Origin of the sequence: Enterococcus sp. 1001283B150225_161107_E12, assembly GCF_015556925.1 — a bacterium.
Lineage (GTDB): Bacteria > Bacillota > Bacilli > Lactobacillales > Enterococcaceae > Enterococcus_B > Enterococcus_B mundtii.
Genome location: NZ_JADNNI010000016.1, coordinates 56,522 through 72,485, shown reverse-complemented (window position 1 = coordinate 72,485; position 15,964 = coordinate 56,522). Strand labels below are relative to the sequence as shown.

At 37.5% G+C, this 15,964-nt stretch carries 20 protein-coding genes; 7 read left to right on the top strand and 13 right to left on the bottom strand.

The window, feature by feature from the left end; translation table 11 throughout:
- Positions 1-118: 118 nt before the first annotated feature.
- A complete protein-coding gene (locus I2F89_RS11925; RefSeq protein ID WP_071867106.1) occupies positions 119-952 on the top strand; it encodes an undecaprenyl-diphosphate phosphatase in 834 nt (277 codons plus the stop codon).
- A gap of 119 nt (positions 953-1,071) precedes the next feature.
- On the opposite strand, the gene abc-f is transcribed toward I2F89_RS11925, so the two are convergent.
- Together abc-f and I2F89_RS15665 are read right to left on the bottom strand one after the other, a co-directional pair.
- Positions 1,072-2,655: a ribosomal protection-like ABC-F family protein gene (gene abc-f / locus I2F89_RS11920; protein WP_161642379.1), complete on the bottom strand. Its 1,584-nt coding sequence runs from the start codon at positions 2,653-2,655 to the stop codon at positions 1,072-1,074.
- Between the two features lie 111 nt (positions 2,656-2,766).
- Positions 2,767-2,901, bottom strand: coding sequence for a hypothetical protein (locus I2F89_RS15665; RefSeq protein ID WP_254905408.1), 135 nt, complete (start codon positions 2,899-2,901; stop codon positions 2,767-2,769).
- Between the two features lie 263 nt (positions 2,902-3,164).
- Here I2F89_RS15665 and I2F89_RS11915 point away from each other — a divergent pair, with 263 nt between their 5' ends.
- Both I2F89_RS11915 and I2F89_RS11910 read left to right on the top strand, forming a co-directional pair.
- Positions 3,165-3,497 (top strand): PadR family transcriptional regulator, encoded by a 333-nt coding sequence (locus I2F89_RS11915; protein WP_086334599.1) that lies wholly within the window; start codon positions 3,165-3,167, stop codon positions 3,495-3,497.
- Complete coding sequence (locus tag I2F89_RS11910; protein WP_161642381.1) at positions 3,494-4,450, top strand: permease prefix domain 1-containing protein; 957 nt, start codon at positions 3,494-3,496, stop codon at positions 4,448-4,450. Before I2F89_RS11915 ends, I2F89_RS11910 begins: the two co-directional genes overlap by 4 nt.
- Positions 4,451-4,633: 183 nt before the next feature.
- On the opposite strand, the gene I2F89_RS11905 is transcribed toward I2F89_RS11910, so the two are convergent.
- The 6 genes from I2F89_RS11905 to I2F89_RS11880 form a co-directional block, all read right to left on the bottom strand.
- Positions 4,634-4,873, bottom strand: a complete 240-nt coding sequence (locus tag I2F89_RS11905) for a hypothetical protein (RefSeq protein WP_115357550.1) — start codon at positions 4,871-4,873, stop codon at positions 4,634-4,636.
- A 19-nt stretch (positions 4,874-4,892) separates the two neighbouring features.
- Positions 4,893-5,222, bottom strand: coding sequence for a hypothetical protein (locus I2F89_RS11900; protein ID WP_086334596.1), 330 nt, complete (start codon positions 5,220-5,222; stop codon positions 4,893-4,895).
- 2 nt (positions 5,223-5,224) lie between these two features.
- On the bottom strand, positions 5,225-6,463 hold the full coding sequence (locus tag I2F89_RS11895; protein ID WP_195514396.1) for a hypothetical protein: 1,239 nt from the start codon (positions 6,461-6,463) through the stop codon (positions 5,225-5,227).
- A complete protein-coding gene (locus I2F89_RS11890) occupies positions 6,453-6,878 on the bottom strand; it encodes a DUF1310 family protein (RefSeq protein WP_195514395.1) in 426 nt (141 codons plus the stop codon). Before I2F89_RS11890 ends, I2F89_RS11895 begins: the two co-directional genes overlap by 11 nt.
- A gap of 232 nt (positions 6,879-7,110) precedes the next feature.
- On the bottom strand, positions 7,111-7,287 hold the full coding sequence (locus I2F89_RS11885) for a hypothetical protein (protein ID WP_195514394.1): 177 nt from the start codon (positions 7,285-7,287) through the stop codon (positions 7,111-7,113).
- Positions 7,274-7,702 (bottom strand): DUF1310 family protein, encoded by a 429-nt coding sequence (locus I2F89_RS11880; protein ID WP_229078124.1) that lies wholly within the window; start codon positions 7,700-7,702, stop codon positions 7,274-7,276. Before I2F89_RS11880 ends, I2F89_RS11885 begins: the two co-directional genes overlap by 14 nt.
- 435 nt (positions 7,703-8,137) lie before the next feature.
- Between I2F89_RS11880 and I2F89_RS11875 the strand changes: the two genes are divergently transcribed.
- From I2F89_RS11875 to rpsT, 4 genes are all read left to right on the top strand, one after another.
- Positions 8,138-8,593: a DUF441 domain-containing protein gene (locus I2F89_RS11875; protein WP_010735644.1), complete on the top strand. Its 456-nt coding sequence runs from the start codon at positions 8,138-8,140 to the stop codon at positions 8,591-8,593.
- 70 nt (positions 8,594-8,663) lie between these two features.
- Complete coding sequence (locus tag I2F89_RS15660) at positions 8,664-8,789, top strand: hypothetical protein (protein WP_010735645.1); 126 nt, start codon at positions 8,664-8,666, stop codon at positions 8,787-8,789.
- A gap of 195 nt (positions 8,790-8,984) precedes the next feature.
- Positions 8,985-9,254: a hypothetical protein gene (locus I2F89_RS11870; protein WP_010735646.1), complete on the top strand. Its 270-nt coding sequence runs from the start codon at positions 8,985-8,987 to the stop codon at positions 9,252-9,254.
- 401 nt (positions 9,255-9,655) lie between these two features.
- Positions 9,656-9,910 (top strand): 30S ribosomal protein S20, encoded by a 255-nt coding sequence (gene rpsT / locus I2F89_RS11865; RefSeq protein WP_010735647.1) that lies wholly within the window; start codon positions 9,656-9,658, stop codon positions 9,908-9,910.
- Between the two features lie 114 nt (positions 9,911-10,024).
- Here rpsT and holA read toward each other — a convergent pair whose 3' ends face one another.
- From holA to I2F89_RS11840, 5 genes are all read right to left on the bottom strand, one after another.
- Positions 10,025-11,071 (bottom strand): DNA polymerase III subunit delta, encoded by a 1,047-nt coding sequence (holA, locus tag I2F89_RS11860; RefSeq protein ID WP_074799696.1) that lies wholly within the window; start codon positions 11,069-11,071, stop codon positions 10,025-10,027.
- Between the two features lie 36 nt (positions 11,072-11,107).
- Complete coding sequence (locus I2F89_RS11855; protein WP_195514393.1) at positions 11,108-13,384, bottom strand: DNA internalization-related competence protein ComEC/Rec2; 2,277 nt, start codon at positions 13,382-13,384, stop codon at positions 11,108-11,110.
- Positions 13,377-13,859 (bottom strand): ComE operon protein 2, encoded by a 483-nt coding sequence (locus I2F89_RS11850; RefSeq protein WP_034689319.1) that lies wholly within the window; start codon positions 13,857-13,859, stop codon positions 13,377-13,379. The genes I2F89_RS11855 and I2F89_RS11850 overlap by 8 nt, the downstream gene beginning before the upstream one ends.
- A 19-nt stretch (positions 13,860-13,878) precedes the next feature.
- Positions 13,879-14,442: a helix-hairpin-helix domain-containing protein gene (locus I2F89_RS11845; protein WP_416379333.1), complete on the bottom strand. Its 564-nt coding sequence runs from the start codon at positions 14,440-14,442 to the stop codon at positions 13,879-13,881.
- Positions 14,443-14,653: 211 nt separating this feature from the next.
- Positions 14,654-15,796, bottom strand: a complete 1,143-nt coding sequence (locus I2F89_RS11840) for a hypothetical protein (protein WP_229078123.1) — start codon at positions 15,794-15,796, stop codon at positions 14,654-14,656.
- Between the last annotated feature and the right edge of the window lie 168 nt (positions 15,797-15,964).

Genomic DNA, 15,964 nt, shown 5'->3' with positions numbered 1-15,964 from the left:
TTCAATGTACTTTTTTTGAACTCCTTTATTTTTGTTTTAATCTCAAAGAAACAATTTGGCTTTGGAAACAAAGAACGGTATACTAAATGTTGTATTTTAATTGGGAAGGAAGGAATTTATGTTTTTTGCAAATATCATAAAAGCAGCGATTCTAGGAATCATTGAAGGAATCACAGAGTGGCTGCCAATCAGTAGTACAGGACATTTGATCTTAGCAGATGAATTTATCAAGCTTGATGCGAGTTCACAATTCATGTCGATGTTCAATGTCGTGATCCAATTAGGAGCGATCTTAGCCGTCGTTGTTTTGTATTTCCACAAGTTGAATCCTTTTGCGCCAAGCAAATCCTCGATCGAGAAAAAAGATACGTGGGTTTTATGGTCAAAAGTACTTGTTGCTTGTGTGCCAGCAGCTATTATTGGTTTATTATTGGACGATTGGTTAGATGCCCATTTTTATAAATTTTTACCAGTAGCGATCGCCTTGATCGTTTATGGTATCGGTTTTATCATTGTTGAAAAGCGAAACAAAAATAAAACACCTCGTTGGTCAAACCTGAATGATTTGACTTTCCAAGCAGCGATTCTGATTGGGGCTTTCCAAGTCTTGGCTTTGATCCCAGGGACTTCACGCTCCGGCGCTACGATCCTTGGAGCAATCCTGATTGGTGCATCCCGCTTCGTTGCCACTGAGTTCTCATTTTTCCTTGGCATTCCAGTGATGTTTGGTGCCAGTGGATTAAAGATCGTGAAATACCTTGCTGATGGTAACAGTTTCCAAATGGAAGAAACAGTTATTCTTTTAGTGGGTACTGTCGTTTCATTTGTCGTATCGATTTTTGCGATCAAGTTCCTGATCAACTACTTGAAACGTAATGACTTTACTGTTTTCGGTTGGTATCGTATCATTCTAGGGATCATCTTGATCGGTTACTGGTTCATCGCAATGTAATGGATCATTGATATGCTCATCGCAAACCAGCTAAATGATTGGTAAGCGCAACAGCCAAAAAAATAGTAGTAAGCTCACACATCGCTGAGCTTACTACTTTTTTTATATACTTCTTTGATCTAAAATGAATGATCCTCATACAACAGCTTTTCGATTTTTTCATTTTCCACTAACAATATCTGATCAAAATTCTTTCGCAAGAAATAGCGATCATGAGTAACTGCTAAAATGGTACCGGTAAATGTAGACAATAATTCTTCGATTTCTTCTCTTACATAGATATCTAAGTGATTCGTAGGCTCATCTAAGATCAATACATTGATTTTCTTTTGGAATAGTTTCAAGAGGTACAGCCTTACTTGCTCTCCTCCAGAAAGATCTTTGATCCTTTTAGCGACATCTCCACTGAAGAATCCAAAATTCGCTAATACTTGTCGTGCTTTCTGTTCATCGGGTATCAGGTATTTAGCATAATTCAATATCCGTTGTTCTGGTTGATCAAACGTTAAGCGTTGAGGTAAATAGCCAATTGACAGACTTGCGCCAGTTTTAATAACCCCTTCATCTACTCCTATTTCCCCCATCACTACTTTTAATAGCGTTGATTTACCAGAACCATTCTTACCTAATAGAGCGATCCGCTCACCACGATAGACCATAAAAGAGCTATCTGAAAACAAACATTTTTTACCTACTGTTTTCTTTATATTTTTGGCAACCAACACTTCTTTCCCCGACAGATCTTCTTGACTGATTGTAGTTAGTTTTTTGCGGGGGTCCTTAGGCGCATTTATCAGTATCATTTTTTCTAATCTACGCTCGATTTCTTTTGCTTTTTTAAAGAATGCTTCGTTGTCTCCTTCATTCCCCCATTGGCGATAGCGTCGTATCATTACTTTCAATCGTTTGATTTCTTTTTGCTGAAGTTCATGATTTTTTTGAAGTTCCTGTATCCGTTGTTTCTTCAACGTCATGTAACGACTATAATTTCCCGAATATTCGATGATCTGACCATCCTCGATCTCTATGATTTTTTTGACTACATTGTCAAGGAACGCACGATCATGGGAAATCACGAGGAACGCACAATTTGTCAATCTCAGATATTCTTCTAACCATTGTACGGAGTCGAGATCAAGATGATTGGTTGGCTCATCTAATAGAAGGACATCATTTTCTTGTAATAATACTTTGGCTAGTTCTACTCGAATACGTTCGCCTCCACTTAATTGATCAAGCGGTGTTTCAATTTGTTCTGCAAGATCTAATCCTTTCAAAACACTCGTGATTCGATCTTCTAACCCATATCCGCCCATCATCTCAAATCGTTGCTGCAAGTCACCATATACTTTCATGATATGGTCCAGATCTTCCGTTGCGATACACATTTTTTCTTCATAGTAATTGAGTTGTGTTTGCAATTCTTGGATGTCTTTGAAGCTCTGATACACATAGTCAAAAGTAGCGATTGAGCCATTTTCCATTTTCTGTGGAATGTAACCAATCGACAGCCCTTTTTTCCTACTAACTGTCCCTTCATCAACACCTTCAGACCCGATCAACATTTGAAGAAGAGTTGTTTTCCCAGTTCCATTTTGTCCGATCAATCCGATTTTGTCTTGCTTATTGAGTGTGCAACTCAAATTTTCAAAAAGAGGTACTCCACTATAATTTTTACTGATCTTATTGGCTTGAATATACATTTTCTCGCTCCTTAAGACCAATCAAAAAAGCCATGAAAAAATTCATGACCTGTTGTTATTTCATTTATTGGGTACTTAGCTAAAAATGGAATAAACATATTGAATGGTCATTTATTTTTGATTGATTTTTCTATTTTTAAGCGCACTGATGCCTTGGATAGAAAATACAAAAATAATTGCATGACTAAAGCTAATATGATATCTAGAATAATTATCTGCTTCTGTTATTTTAGTCAAGCTGTCCATTACATATGTCCCTCCTTTTCATTCTATATTTATATCAATTGTACCAAATCACTTATCAAAGCTCAAATGAAAACGAAAACAATAAAATCTAGTCTAAACATTGTGACATTTCCACAGATATTGTCTCCGCAAATCGATTTCAAAAAAACAGACTCAGACCTAAGACTGAATTCTAACTAATTTATTTAATTTACTTTACCTGTCGTAGTAATTGTTTTATAATTATTACGACAGATGGAGTAATTGAAAAAGGAGGCGATCAAGTGATATCAAGTGATGCAATTCGTGGATACAATGATGCCATCATTTTATCCATTCTTTCCAAGGAAGATTCCTATGGTTACGAGATCTCGAAGCAAATCCGGGAAGGAACCGATGCGCTGTATGCGATTAAGGAAACCACTTTGTACTCCGCTTTTACACGCTTAGAAAAGCAGGGACTGATCCTTTCGTATCCTGGGGAAGTCACTCATGGAAAGAAACGGACGTACTATCGAATCAGCGATGCCGGGGAGAACATTTTGAAAGAAAAAAAAGAGGAATGGCAGCAAACAAAAATCGTTGTTGACCGTTTTCTACAAGGAGGAGAAACATGAAAACCATTAAGGATTATCTAGATAGTTTATTTTTAAATGTACCGAATACACCTGAAACAAAAAAAGCCAAAGAAGACCTATTGGCAATCATGGAAGATCAGTATCATGGATTATTAGAAGAAGGAAAATCAGAGCATGAAGCCATCGGTGCAGTCATCAGTGAGTTTGGTTCTATTGATGAGATCCTCCAAGAATTGGAACTTTCTCGGTCCTCTTTTGACGAAGAAGTCTGGGAAAACGAGATTGAACTCGATGAAGTGATTTCATTTTGGAACCAAGTTCGTCGTTTTTCCCTTTTTCTTTCAACAGGAATTGCTAGTTGTATCTTAGCTGTGGGCATGCTCGTATTTTTTGCTAATGGTATTAGTGAGATTCTCGGTTTTCTGGCAATGTTTCTTCTGATTGCTTTAGGTGTTGGTTTGATTATTACCACAAGTTTGAGCTATTCAACTAGTAAGAAGAAACTGAATGATCGTCCCTATTCACAGCAAGTAAAAATCGAAGCAAGACAACAAACAGAAGCCTATGCGAAAAGTTTTCGAGTAGGGCTAGTTTTCGGTATCATTTTATGTATCCTTTCGGTCACACCTATCTTGACGAATAGAGCCTTTGGCTTACCGATTGGATTCGCTTTATTACTTTTCTTTGCTTCCGTGGCACTCGGCGTCTTCTTTATCGTCTATGTCAGCATCATCTATACTTGGTTTTCAAAAGTGGCAGAAGGCACGTTCTTTATCTCAGATGAAGACGAGCCAGGACCACGTGCGTCTCAACATATGTATGGCGACTCAGCGGAAACGATTCGTTTATTTGAACGTTTATACTGGCCGGGCATCTTCATCATTTACATGGTTTGGTCCTTTATGACCCGAAGCTGGGCTTACTCTTGGCTCATCTTTGTGCTAGGCGGTGTATTGGAAGACTTTTTCCTTGAAAGATTGAAACGTAAATAACTTCTCAATCGCGGTCGGGACAGAAGTGTTTAGCCTCAAGAAATAAGGCGCAATCCACGAAAATTGTTTTTCAGATTTTTATGGATTGCGCCTTATTTTTCGAAAAGGTTGCTTTTGCTCCAACCTTTTAAGCATTTTTTATGTGGTGTGAGAGGTCGAATGTCCCAGAGACTTTTCTGTTTTCTAGCTAAAAGCTTTTGTTATGTCTTTGACCACATTCGTTGCCTTATCGACCCATTCTCCTTTTGCCGCATCAGTTAAACGATCGGTATACTGTTTTGTCCTATCTTTTAATTCTTGGTTTGTGAGATCTCGCGTGACTTGGATCGTTTTCTTTTTTATATCTGAACTGGCACGGCTATGACTAGCAATAAACCAAGTAATCAATGCTTTTTCTAGTCCCCTTATTTGCTCATCAAACATTGCTATCTTTCCCTTCCATTCATTGATTTTTATGATTTAATTTAGCTGACTGATAGTTTTGCTGATTTTCTGCTAATTCATCTTCAATCCTATGTAATGCTTTACGTACAAGATATTGCCCTTCTTCACTTGCATCATTGATTAAACGATACGCGATACGAGGATCGATATTTCCTCCGTCTGAAAATATTCGTTGAGTCAGCGGGATTTTTTCTCCTAACTGATCTAAGTAGCGTGCAAATGAACGTTTTTCTGCTTCAAGATCCGCTATTTTATTCTCTAATTCATCTTTCTTGTGCCAATAATCTTCTTCGATTTTTTTCATTTCTTTCGACTCATTATTAGCCATCACTAAAATGTTCCTTTCTTGAATTGGCTCGCTAATTCACTATCCAATTGTATTTGCTGATCAATCGTCTGATTGATTTGGTAGATCAGATCTTCGTAACTTGATTTGATCGAGCGAAGTTGATTCAACGCCGCTTCATAGTCGATGACTGGTTCAATTAGTACGTGTTGTCGAGTCACCCCTCCTTGCTCTAACGCCTCTAGCTGTTCCATCTCTGTAAGATTGCTTCCATATGAACGCGCATTAGCGATTGTATCTTGCCACAGTTGATTCACCTGATCGATGCCTGTTTGATAGACCGTCATCAGTTCAGTGATTTTTTCATCAATCACTGTCTTCATTCCTGAAACAATGCTTTTCGCTTGAACTGCATCCAGGTAAACTTCTTTAGCTGCCGACATTCCCCCTATTTGTCCGTTCCATTCACTTTTAATACTAGCAATCGATCTTTTTTTCAATCGTCTTTGATACTCTGCTAATACAGTGCCACTGCCATTCGTTGTTAATAAAGCACCATCTTCCTCAAATTGGTAACCTCCCCACATATGTTGATTGATCGTGCGTCTCAAGCCCAGCCGTTCAGATAGTGGATAAACGATCTGCCCAACTGCCTTTTTGCCTTCCCCATAACCAATCGCAACTAAGTCTTTTGAGTCAATGTAATTCAAAAGACGATACTCTTCGGTCAAATAATCCGCTTGCCGTTTTTGCTCAGGCGTTAATACCTCATAGATATTTGGCCCCTGATACACGTAGCCATATACACGATCCGCATCTCTTGAAGAAATACTTGCTAACGCATATTGCGCATTCATTGACCCTAAAGAATGACCATATACATTAAATTCAGCATTTGGATAAGCTTCCAATGTTTGTTGTAGTGTTGTCGCAGAAGATTGAAGCTGAGGCATCGCTGCTGCCCCACCACCATTGATTACCTGAAAAGCTGTAAAAATATTATTGTACTGCCAATCTAATTTGGCATCCAATGAAGAATCAAACGACGAACCACGATATAAAACCGTGACTTCTTTTACGCTTTCCCTTTCGCTAAGCGGTGCTGATAAGGGAACATATTTGTCGGTGATGATAAAGGATTGTTCGCCGGTGATTTTACTGTTGATATGGGAGACGTAACCGATGAACTCTTTATTAGTATTTATAAAGAGTTCTCCTTTTAGATGTAAAGCTTCGTATTGTTGCTTGGCTATTTCAACCTTTTCTTCTTCACTATTCTTCACTATCTTCCGCTCCTTTTTTCAATAATTCATGTAGTTCATAGGTAGTATTTGAGCTACCAATTTTTAGCTCACCTAGCTTGCCATTTGCCAAATTGCGACTTAGGAGGTTGGAAATAAGTAGCTTATCATTATCATTAATAATTAGGGGTACACTAATCCCACCCATTGGATTTCTCTTGATATTTTCATAATCAATTTTATAATTTTTTATTACTCCTTCAGATGTCAACGCATTAGGATCTAGATTTTTTAGCCCTGTTTCCAAAACTTTTTTTGCTTCTTCACTATTCACAACTTGAATCATTTCTTCTTCTAACTTCAAATGGTCCATATACATTGTTCCTCCAATCCATAATAGGCATATGCCAGTGATGATCAACAAGATTTGGCGCTTTTTGATCGGTTTTCGCTTCATAAATGACCTCCTTTTTCTTTAATAATTTTATGTTATCTCTTTTTTTAAGAGTTTTTTTCAGGCTATACTTATTTCTATGTACAAATATTCTGTCTATAAAGGAGACAAAAATCATTTTTCAAAAGATTGATTACCGCCAACTTAATTCAGCATCTAATGAAGAATCAAACGACGAACCACGATATAAAACCGTGACTTCTTTTACGCTTTCCCTTTCGCTAAGCGGTGCTGACTACGGAACATATTTGTCGGTGATGATAAAGGATTGTTCGCCGGTGATTTTACTGTTGATATGGGAGACGTAACCGATGAACTCTTTATTCTCATTTTTAAAGAAAGGCTCTTTTAAACGCAAAGTTTCATATTGTTGCTTGGCTATTCCAACCTTTTCTTTTTCAGTATTCTTCACTATCTTCCCCTCCTTCTTTTAGTAATTCATATAGTTCAGAAGTAGTACGCACAATATCATTTTTTAGCTTACTTAGCTCCCCGTTTATCTGATTTCGATCTAGTAGATTAAAAACAAGTAACTTATTATTATCATTTATAATTAGAGGTACACTAATCCCACCCATTGGATTTCTCTTGATATTTTTATAATCAATTTTATATTTTTTTATCACTCCTTCAGATGTCAATGCCTTAGAGTCCAGATTTTTCAATGTTTTCTCCAAAACGATTTTTGCTTCTTCACTATTCACAACTTGAATCATTTCTTCTTCTAACTTCAAATGGTCCATATACATTGTTCCTCCAATCCATAATAGGCATATACCAGTGATGATCAACAATATTTGGCGCTTTTTGATCGGTTTTCGTTTCATAAATGACCTCCTTTTTTATTATGTCTATCATAATTTTGTTGTAAGCAGTACGTCACAGTTTTTATGTATGTTTAATTGATCAATCAATGTATGGAATGACATGCCACATAATCTTCTTCTCTTTTTCCCATCTCCTCTTATTTAATTACGCCATTTCAACTGACTCTCACAAACATTCACCCTTTCTTTTTTATATATTGTTGATCTGTTACTTTTTCACATCAAGTATATATGAGAAATCAGACCCTCTATTCTTCACCTCATAAAAACATGTTTTGACATCATCAACGTAGCTATTTTTCTCATTTTTATCTTTTCGTCTAATTCTTCACACCCTTTTGTTCCTTTTATGCTCTATCAAACATTTTGCTAATGACTCTTTTGCATCATATAAAAAAAATGGTATGATGAATAATTAGAAAGTGAGGTTTTTTGATGGAAAGTTGGTTATTTCTTGGGTTGATCATGCTGGTTGCCGTCCTTGCTAAAAATCAAAGTCTGATGTTAGCGACTGGTTTTATTTTACTTGTTAAGTTTATTCCTGCATCGAAAGATTTTTTGACATGGCTCCAAGGGAAAGGAATCAATATTGGCGTGACGATCATTACTGCGGCGATTTTAGTGCCTATTGCTACAGGTGATATTGGTCTAAAAGATTTGCTTGATGCGTTCAAATCACCTATGGGTTGGGTAGCGATCTTCTGTGGTGGCTTAGTTGCTGTTTTATCGTCTAAAGGCGTTGGCTTGATTGCTACAGATCCACAAATCACTGTGGCTCTAGTTTTTGGAACGATCTTAGGCGTTGTTTTCTTAAAAGGGATCGCAGCAGGCCCTGTGATTGCTTCTGGGATTGCCTATTGCATTCTCCAATTGTTTTCTTTTAATAAATAATCATGCATCTAGTGGTTGAGAAAAGGATAATTTTTTTGTTCGTGGTATACTAGTTTTGAGGTGATCGCATATGCAAAAACTAAAATATTTCTTTGGGACTGTTGGATGGTTTTTATTGGCTGTTCTATTGATTATTGGATTGACCTACTTACTATTTCCTGATTTGATCCAAAACGTCTTTGATGCCAATTTTTAATATACGTAACTATTTTTTCAACTATTTATAAAAAAAGGCGGAAAACTTGACAGATCGTTGGATTATTCAAGTTCTTTCGGCTTTTTTTTGGCTTGGTGCATCTTTTTTGTTATACTAGGTGTGAGTGCACCTCTTTTATGCAGGAAATTTTATAAGAAGTGCGAAATGTTTGATTTAGAAGAAAGGAAGACGCTCGTGGAAACTTTTGAAGGTCTTTTGATTGATACGTATGTTTTACAAGAACAACCAATGATGTTGACTGGTTTGAATCTCCAACTTGAAGACCGGGTAATCAATTGTCTAATTAAAGATCGCTACTTGGCAAAATATGTTTTACGTTTACCTTTAAACAAATATGTATTGGAAGTTAGTGGAAAATGGAATCGCCGAAATCAATTAGTCATCAAACGAATGATGATCAAAAACATCGACGAATACATCAAAATCATTGGAACACCTGAATAGCTCATTTTCATGCATTCGAATTAGTTATAAAATAACTAATCTATGTTAACGGTATGATTCGTTGATTTGAAGCAATCGTATCCCTTTTCAAAAAAAACTTTGCAAACGGTTGACTTTGTTATATACTATTTCAGTACCAAACATCCCATTCAATTATTTATTTACCAAGATAAATTAAACCACGTTTGGTTAAGCGCTTGTTGTCTCCCACAACAGCGCTTTTTCTTTTGTTTTCTTGTTCTTCTACCTCTCATAAATCCACTCTCTCTGATATTTCTTACGTGTTAAGGAAAAAAACTTGTCATGTTGATATTGCAATGCGCGCTCGCATTAGGTATAATAATGAATGTTGAATTATGCGGTAACACGCGTAAGAACTTTACTTATCGGAGGTGAAACAAATGCCAAACATTGAATCTGCAATCAAACGTGTTCGCACAAGCGAAAACGCGAATGTAAAAAATTCATCTCAAACTAGTGCTATGCGTACTGCAATCAAAAAATTTGAGGATGCTGTAGCTTCAGGTGCTGACAACGTAGATGCGTTATATAAAGACGCTGTTAAAGCGATCGATATGGCTGAAACTAAAGGTCTTATCCACAAAAACAAAGCAAACCGCGACAAATCTCGTTTAAGCAAAAAAATCGCTAAATAAGGAAATCGGCTACGGCCGGTTTTTTTATTTGCTTTTTCTATACACAAATACACACAGTTTGGCTGATCCTTCTGATGACCAACCAAACTGTGTGTATTTGTGTTGCTACTGTTTTTACTTATTTTTTAATCTTTCAGCTGCCTGAAACACAAATAATTGAAAACTCAATTTCTTTTCGATCTGCCCACTTTTTACTTGATAGTCCATCTCGACTAATTGGTCGAACAATTGGACTAATATTTGTTCATCGAACTTTCTGACTTCTTGCATCGCCAATTTTACCCGATAAGGATGGATTTTCAAAGTTTCCGCAATATTTGCTTGTTGATACCCGATTTTGACTAAAAATTTCGTTTGGAGATACAATCGTAGTTGGGAGAGTAAAATCGCATTGATCTTGATGATCTCTTCCCCTTGTGTGACTAAATCTTCAAATAATCGCAGGGTATGTTCCGTATCTCCAGAAAGCATATATTGTGTCATGTCAAAGATATTATGTTCCAACGTCTTAGGCACTAATTGTTCGATTTCTTTCGCAGAGATGGCTGATTGATTCTGCCCATATAACATCAATTTATCTAATTCTGCCATCATTTTTGATAAGTCTAAATCAGTCAATCGTAAAAAAAGATCGATTGCTTTACGATCTAGAGTAAGCGGTGTATTTTCTAATGTATTCAATAAATACTGTCGCACTTCTTTTTCATTCAATTGCTGAACATTGATCGATATCGCTGTTTTCTTCAATTGTTTCGTGACTTTTTTTCGTTCATCTAGTTTTTCATAAGGCGCAAAGAAGACGAGAACGGTTGATTCGAGTGGTTCTTTTAAATAGTCTACTAAAAGATCTGTGTTTTGTTCGAGACTGTTGTTGTTTTTTTCACCCGTCAAAAAATAAGGGTTTTCGACAAACACTACTCGTTGATCACCGAAAAACGGTAAGGTTTCTGCTTCAGCGATTACGTCATCGATCGTTGCTTGGGTCATATCAAATTTCAGAAAATTGAGATCATCTTCTCCTGATATTTGTATTTTCTTAAGGATTTCTGTACGCACTTGGTCTTGTAAAAACTTCTCCGTTCCTAAAACGAGATAACAAGGTGCGAGCTTTTCTTTACGAATTTTTTGTAGTTCAACTTGGATACTCACATCTCTCACCACTTTCCAATTTATCCTATCACGAGAAAACAAAAATTACTAGTCTATCATTTTCTGAAGTCGGCCATTTTTTGTCCAAACAGGATGCCAATAAAAAGTGATCGCTCCATTTTTATCTGTCCGATAAATAGTACTCTCTAAATTTTCCAACGTGTTGAGGACTTCAGGATGTGGATGTCCATAGCGATTGTCCAGCCCGTTAGATAATATTCCCATCTTCGGTTGTAAAGCAGCCAAGAACATTGGATGACTCGAACTACGACTCCCATGATGTCCTAGTTTCACGACCTCCGCCCTTAGCCTTGGGTAAGCATTCAACATCTCGATTTCCCCTTCTTGATCCAAATCACCCAGTAACAAAAAGCGCTGCTTCTTATAGGTGAACCAAAGAACCACTGAATCTTCATTTTTCCCTTGCCCTTTTTTACTTGGCATCAAGACGTACAAGTCAAAGTAGGCAGATATTCGATCCCCTTGCCTGACTTCTATGATCTTGGTTCCTAACTGACTAATTTTTATCAATCGTTCACGAAACTTTGGCTCTGTGGCAGCTCCCCAACCAATGTATATTTCTTCGATGGTAAAATGTGACGAGAGTGTTTCCAATTCCCCGATATGATCAGTGTCGTTATGTGTGAGAAATAGTTTTGTGATCGTGGTGATCCCTTGTCCTTTTAAATATGGAACGATATTATTTTCTGCATAAGGACGAGTAATACGTTGCTGCCACGCTTCTGTTTCAACATTTAATCTGCCCCCAGTATCGATTAAAATCACATCTTGTTTCATCGGACTTTTTAGTAGGATACTATCGCCTTGTCCGACATCGATAAAGGTGATCGTAGTCGAAGCATCAAGTAATGGTATCAAGAAATAACTGATGAGGATTAGTGATGAATAAATGATTTTTTTCCATGGCAGAATCGTTTTGCTCTCAAACAAGAGTAAGAAGACGATGATACTCAATATAACAAAATAAAAAGCGGGTTGCCCGATGGTCAGTGTGGAGAAATCAAAATAAGAGAGGAAGTCTTCAAAGTGAACCAAACAAGATTCGAGGATTTCAAATAAGGCCTGTGGAAGGATGCTGCCTGCTAAAAAGAGAATGATCACCCCTGGAAGAAGGACGTATTGGAATAATGGAATGCCTAGTGTTGTGAATAAGCCACCTAAAAACGACCATTCATAGAAATACCAAGCACTTAAAGGTAATTGGATTGCACTTGTTTGGAATAGGTAGAATAAACGATTGCTCCAACCTTTTGATGCGTGAGAAAATGTCATAAATAATAAACTCATCCATATACTTAATTGCGCACCCATTTGAAGCAGGATCAACGGATCGAACAATAAAAGCAACCATAGATTCAAAGAAAAACAATCCAGCGTAGATAGTTTGATTGATGTCAATTTGAGTACAAGCTTCAAAATAAAGAAACTGCCTGCTCTAACCACTGAAAATGAGCCGCCAGCTAATAGGATATAAATCCCTGTAAGCAATGTCAGCGGAAGAATCGTAACAGACAAAGGACAGCCACTTCGTCGAAAAACATAATATAAAAAACCTAAATAAAAATGGACATGCATCCCAGAAACTGCGAATAGATGCAGTAATCCAGTTGCTTTAAAAATTGTTTCGGCTTCGCGAAAAGAAGCATCACGATAACCGAAAAGCAACGCGTTCATATACATCCCTATTTTTTTAGGATATCGTTTTTTTACATAATTGATTGCTTTTCCACGGAGGTCACGAAATCGAGTCACCCCTCCCCTTGTAGAAGGCAGGACTTGAAAATCCTTTCCATGGAACTGACCACTGATTCGTGATCCCTTCAGATAATTAGCCGTATCAAATGCATAACGATTGCGCAACGATCCGGGTGTCTGATAACTGCCAGTTACTCGAAGTTCGATCGGATACCCTCGAAAGTCCTCCCATTGTTGTGCTTCTGCTTTTGTTTTGGCTTGATAACTTAGCTGGACTTTTTGTTTCGTTGAGATTCTGCGTGCTTCTACAGTCAACCAGTCGCCATTCCGTTGAATCGTATCGGTCATCAATAGAAACTCTTCAGTGGTTCTTGTGTGATCAATCGAGGGAAGCTCTGAACGAAGACAAGCAAACCAAACTGCCAGACTGCAAAAACAACAAAGATAGATCACCGCTTGCTTGTGTTTGAATAGAACCAGAAGAAAAAGACCAGCAACGATCAAGCGAGACAGATCATGCTCCTTATAGTAAACGAAACATAAAATGACCGAAGACATTGCTGGTAAAATCAAGTAATTACGAACTTGTTCGCCAAATTGTTTAATCAAGTTCTCCTGTTGATTCTTGTTGAAGTTTAGCAAAATATTTCATATCTAAATTGACTTGATGGACGGATGCACCTAATTGGGTAATCAATGACTGTGCATAAGGGTCATTGCGATAATCATGCAAGTAATGGATTTTCCTGATTCCAGCTTGAAGCAATGCTTTTGTACAGGCCAAACATGGAAAATGGGTGACATAGATCTCTGCCCCTTCTGTAGGGACTCCGAGTTTTGCACATTGGAGTAACGCATTCATTTCTGCATGGATCGTTCGTAAACAGTGACCATTCACGACATAGCAACCTTCGTCGATACAATGAACATCCCCACTCACTGCGCCGTTATAACCACCCGCAATGATTCGTTTCTCTCTAACTAATGTGGCACCTACTTCTAATCGTGTACATGTACTTCTTAATGATAATAATACGGCTTGTGCCATAAAATACTGATCCCAAGGAATTCGTTCATTGCTCATAATTTGTCACCTCATTGGTTTATTCTATTGTAATTGTAACGAAGTTTTTCAGTTTTTCAACTGTCTTTTCGCCAAATCCCGATATTTCTTTCAAACTTTCAATTGTTTGGAAGGAACCGTTGGCTTCGCGATAGTTGATGATCTCTTGTGCTTTCATTGCCCCGATTCCCGGAAGCTCCTGTAATTCAGCAAGGCTGGCAGTATTAAGATTGACTTTCTTTTCCTCTGTCTGCTCTTTTTCCTTTACTTCCTCTACGAACTGAGGCATCTCTTCGCCAACTTGGGGAATATAAAGCACTTGTTGGTCCGAAACTTTTGCAGCAAAATTGATCTGTTTTTCATCAGCTTGTGCAGTCAGTCCTCCTGCTTTTTCAATGATATCAAAGACACGTTCCTCGTCTGTAAAGGCGTATATTCCAGGTCGATTGACATTGCCTTTCACGTCTACATACATGATAGGGTCTTTTGTCGTCGTTTCGGTTGTCGCAGTCTTTTGGTAACTATCCGAGCTTGTAGCGGTTATCAACGATATGTTACTAGATTCATTGATCTTAGTTGGACCGATCTGACGGTATATGACCACTCCTATTAGCATACTAACTGATACACTGCATATAAAAAATAGAAGGAGGCGTTTTGGCGAATCAAAGATTTCTTGAACTATTTTCTTCATTGGTATTCTTTCTATTTCATTTTCCTTTCTAAAAAATAGTGAAAAAACATCTACACTGCGATGTTCCTTCACTATTAGATACGCCTCAAATGATTATTTCTTTTATTTTTATATTCACGATTTACCTAGTTGGTTCTATCCTTGGTTTCGGCTTCAAACTTGGAGAAGGCGGAGCTGGTGGTCGATTTCCCCCAGACTTACTCATTGCTGCTTGTTTGGTCATGCCAAATGAACGTTTGTCAGAGGCATTATGGCTGTTAAAAACCATACGGTCGGACTTCCCAGATCCGTTCTCTATTTCCCAGATTCGTTGTTTCACCGATTGCACAGGGCTCTCTCCAGATATTGCTTTTGACGAAATAAGGCCTTGATTGATCGCAGATTTTACTTCTCGAAGTTTCGAATCACGTCGTTCAAACTCATCTTTCAATGAATTTTTTCTCCCATTATTTTCTTGCAACTCTGAAATTGGTGATAACCGTCTTGGTTGTTTGATTTGTTGCTCATGATGACCAGTAAATGCTACCTCGCCATGAACGGAAGGATTTCTGTGGTGTCCCACTATAGGTTTTTCGATAAGTTTCTCTTTATTATGGGACACCTCTATATTTAATGAAATTTTCTCCCCATTGTTCGCTCGTCGGATCACTGCGTAAATGACAGGGTCATCTTTTCTATTGATAATTACCTTGCGAGACTTCTCGCTTTCTCTACCTTCCTCTAGGAAAGATAGGGTACTGTAATGTAATTCATCTTCTGTTTCAGGTTGACGCCATTTTTTTTGCTCTAAAGGTTGTGCACGAAGCTGCTCCCTTAGTTCCAATCCGCGAGCCGTAGGGATAGATTTCGCTCTTGAAGCTAAGTGCTTGATTTCATCAACGATTTCTTTTGGATCAATCCATACATCTTTATCAACAATCGATTGAATATATTCTGATTTAAAATATTTACTGTTCAAATCCTTTAGTGTATTCTCATATTTTTCAGGCTCTTTATTCTTACGCCTAAGGATAAAATTGAAAACTCTATCCGTTTTACTCAACTTTTTCTGTCGAAAATCTGCAAGTAAGCGCCTGGTCCACAACACACCGTTTCGATGTTTTGACAGTTGATCTTTCGTTTCTTCCAATTGTTTGTCAAAATCAGTTAATACACGTTTAAAGTCTGCTGTTTTCCGCAAGTGCCCAAAATTTTTTTTATACTTTTTTTCGGAGTAATATTCTCCGATATCGAATGATGATTGGCGATTGCTTGATTGTTCCATGTTTTTCTTGCCCCTTTCTAACTCTTTTTTTAATATGGTAGCAAACTTACTTAAAATTACCTACAAAATAACAAAACGTTTTTTTGTAATTATTGAAAAAAAAGAAAAAGAGGGAGACATTAGCCCTTTCGCACCACCTAAACCGAATAAACGGCCGGAACAGATGGA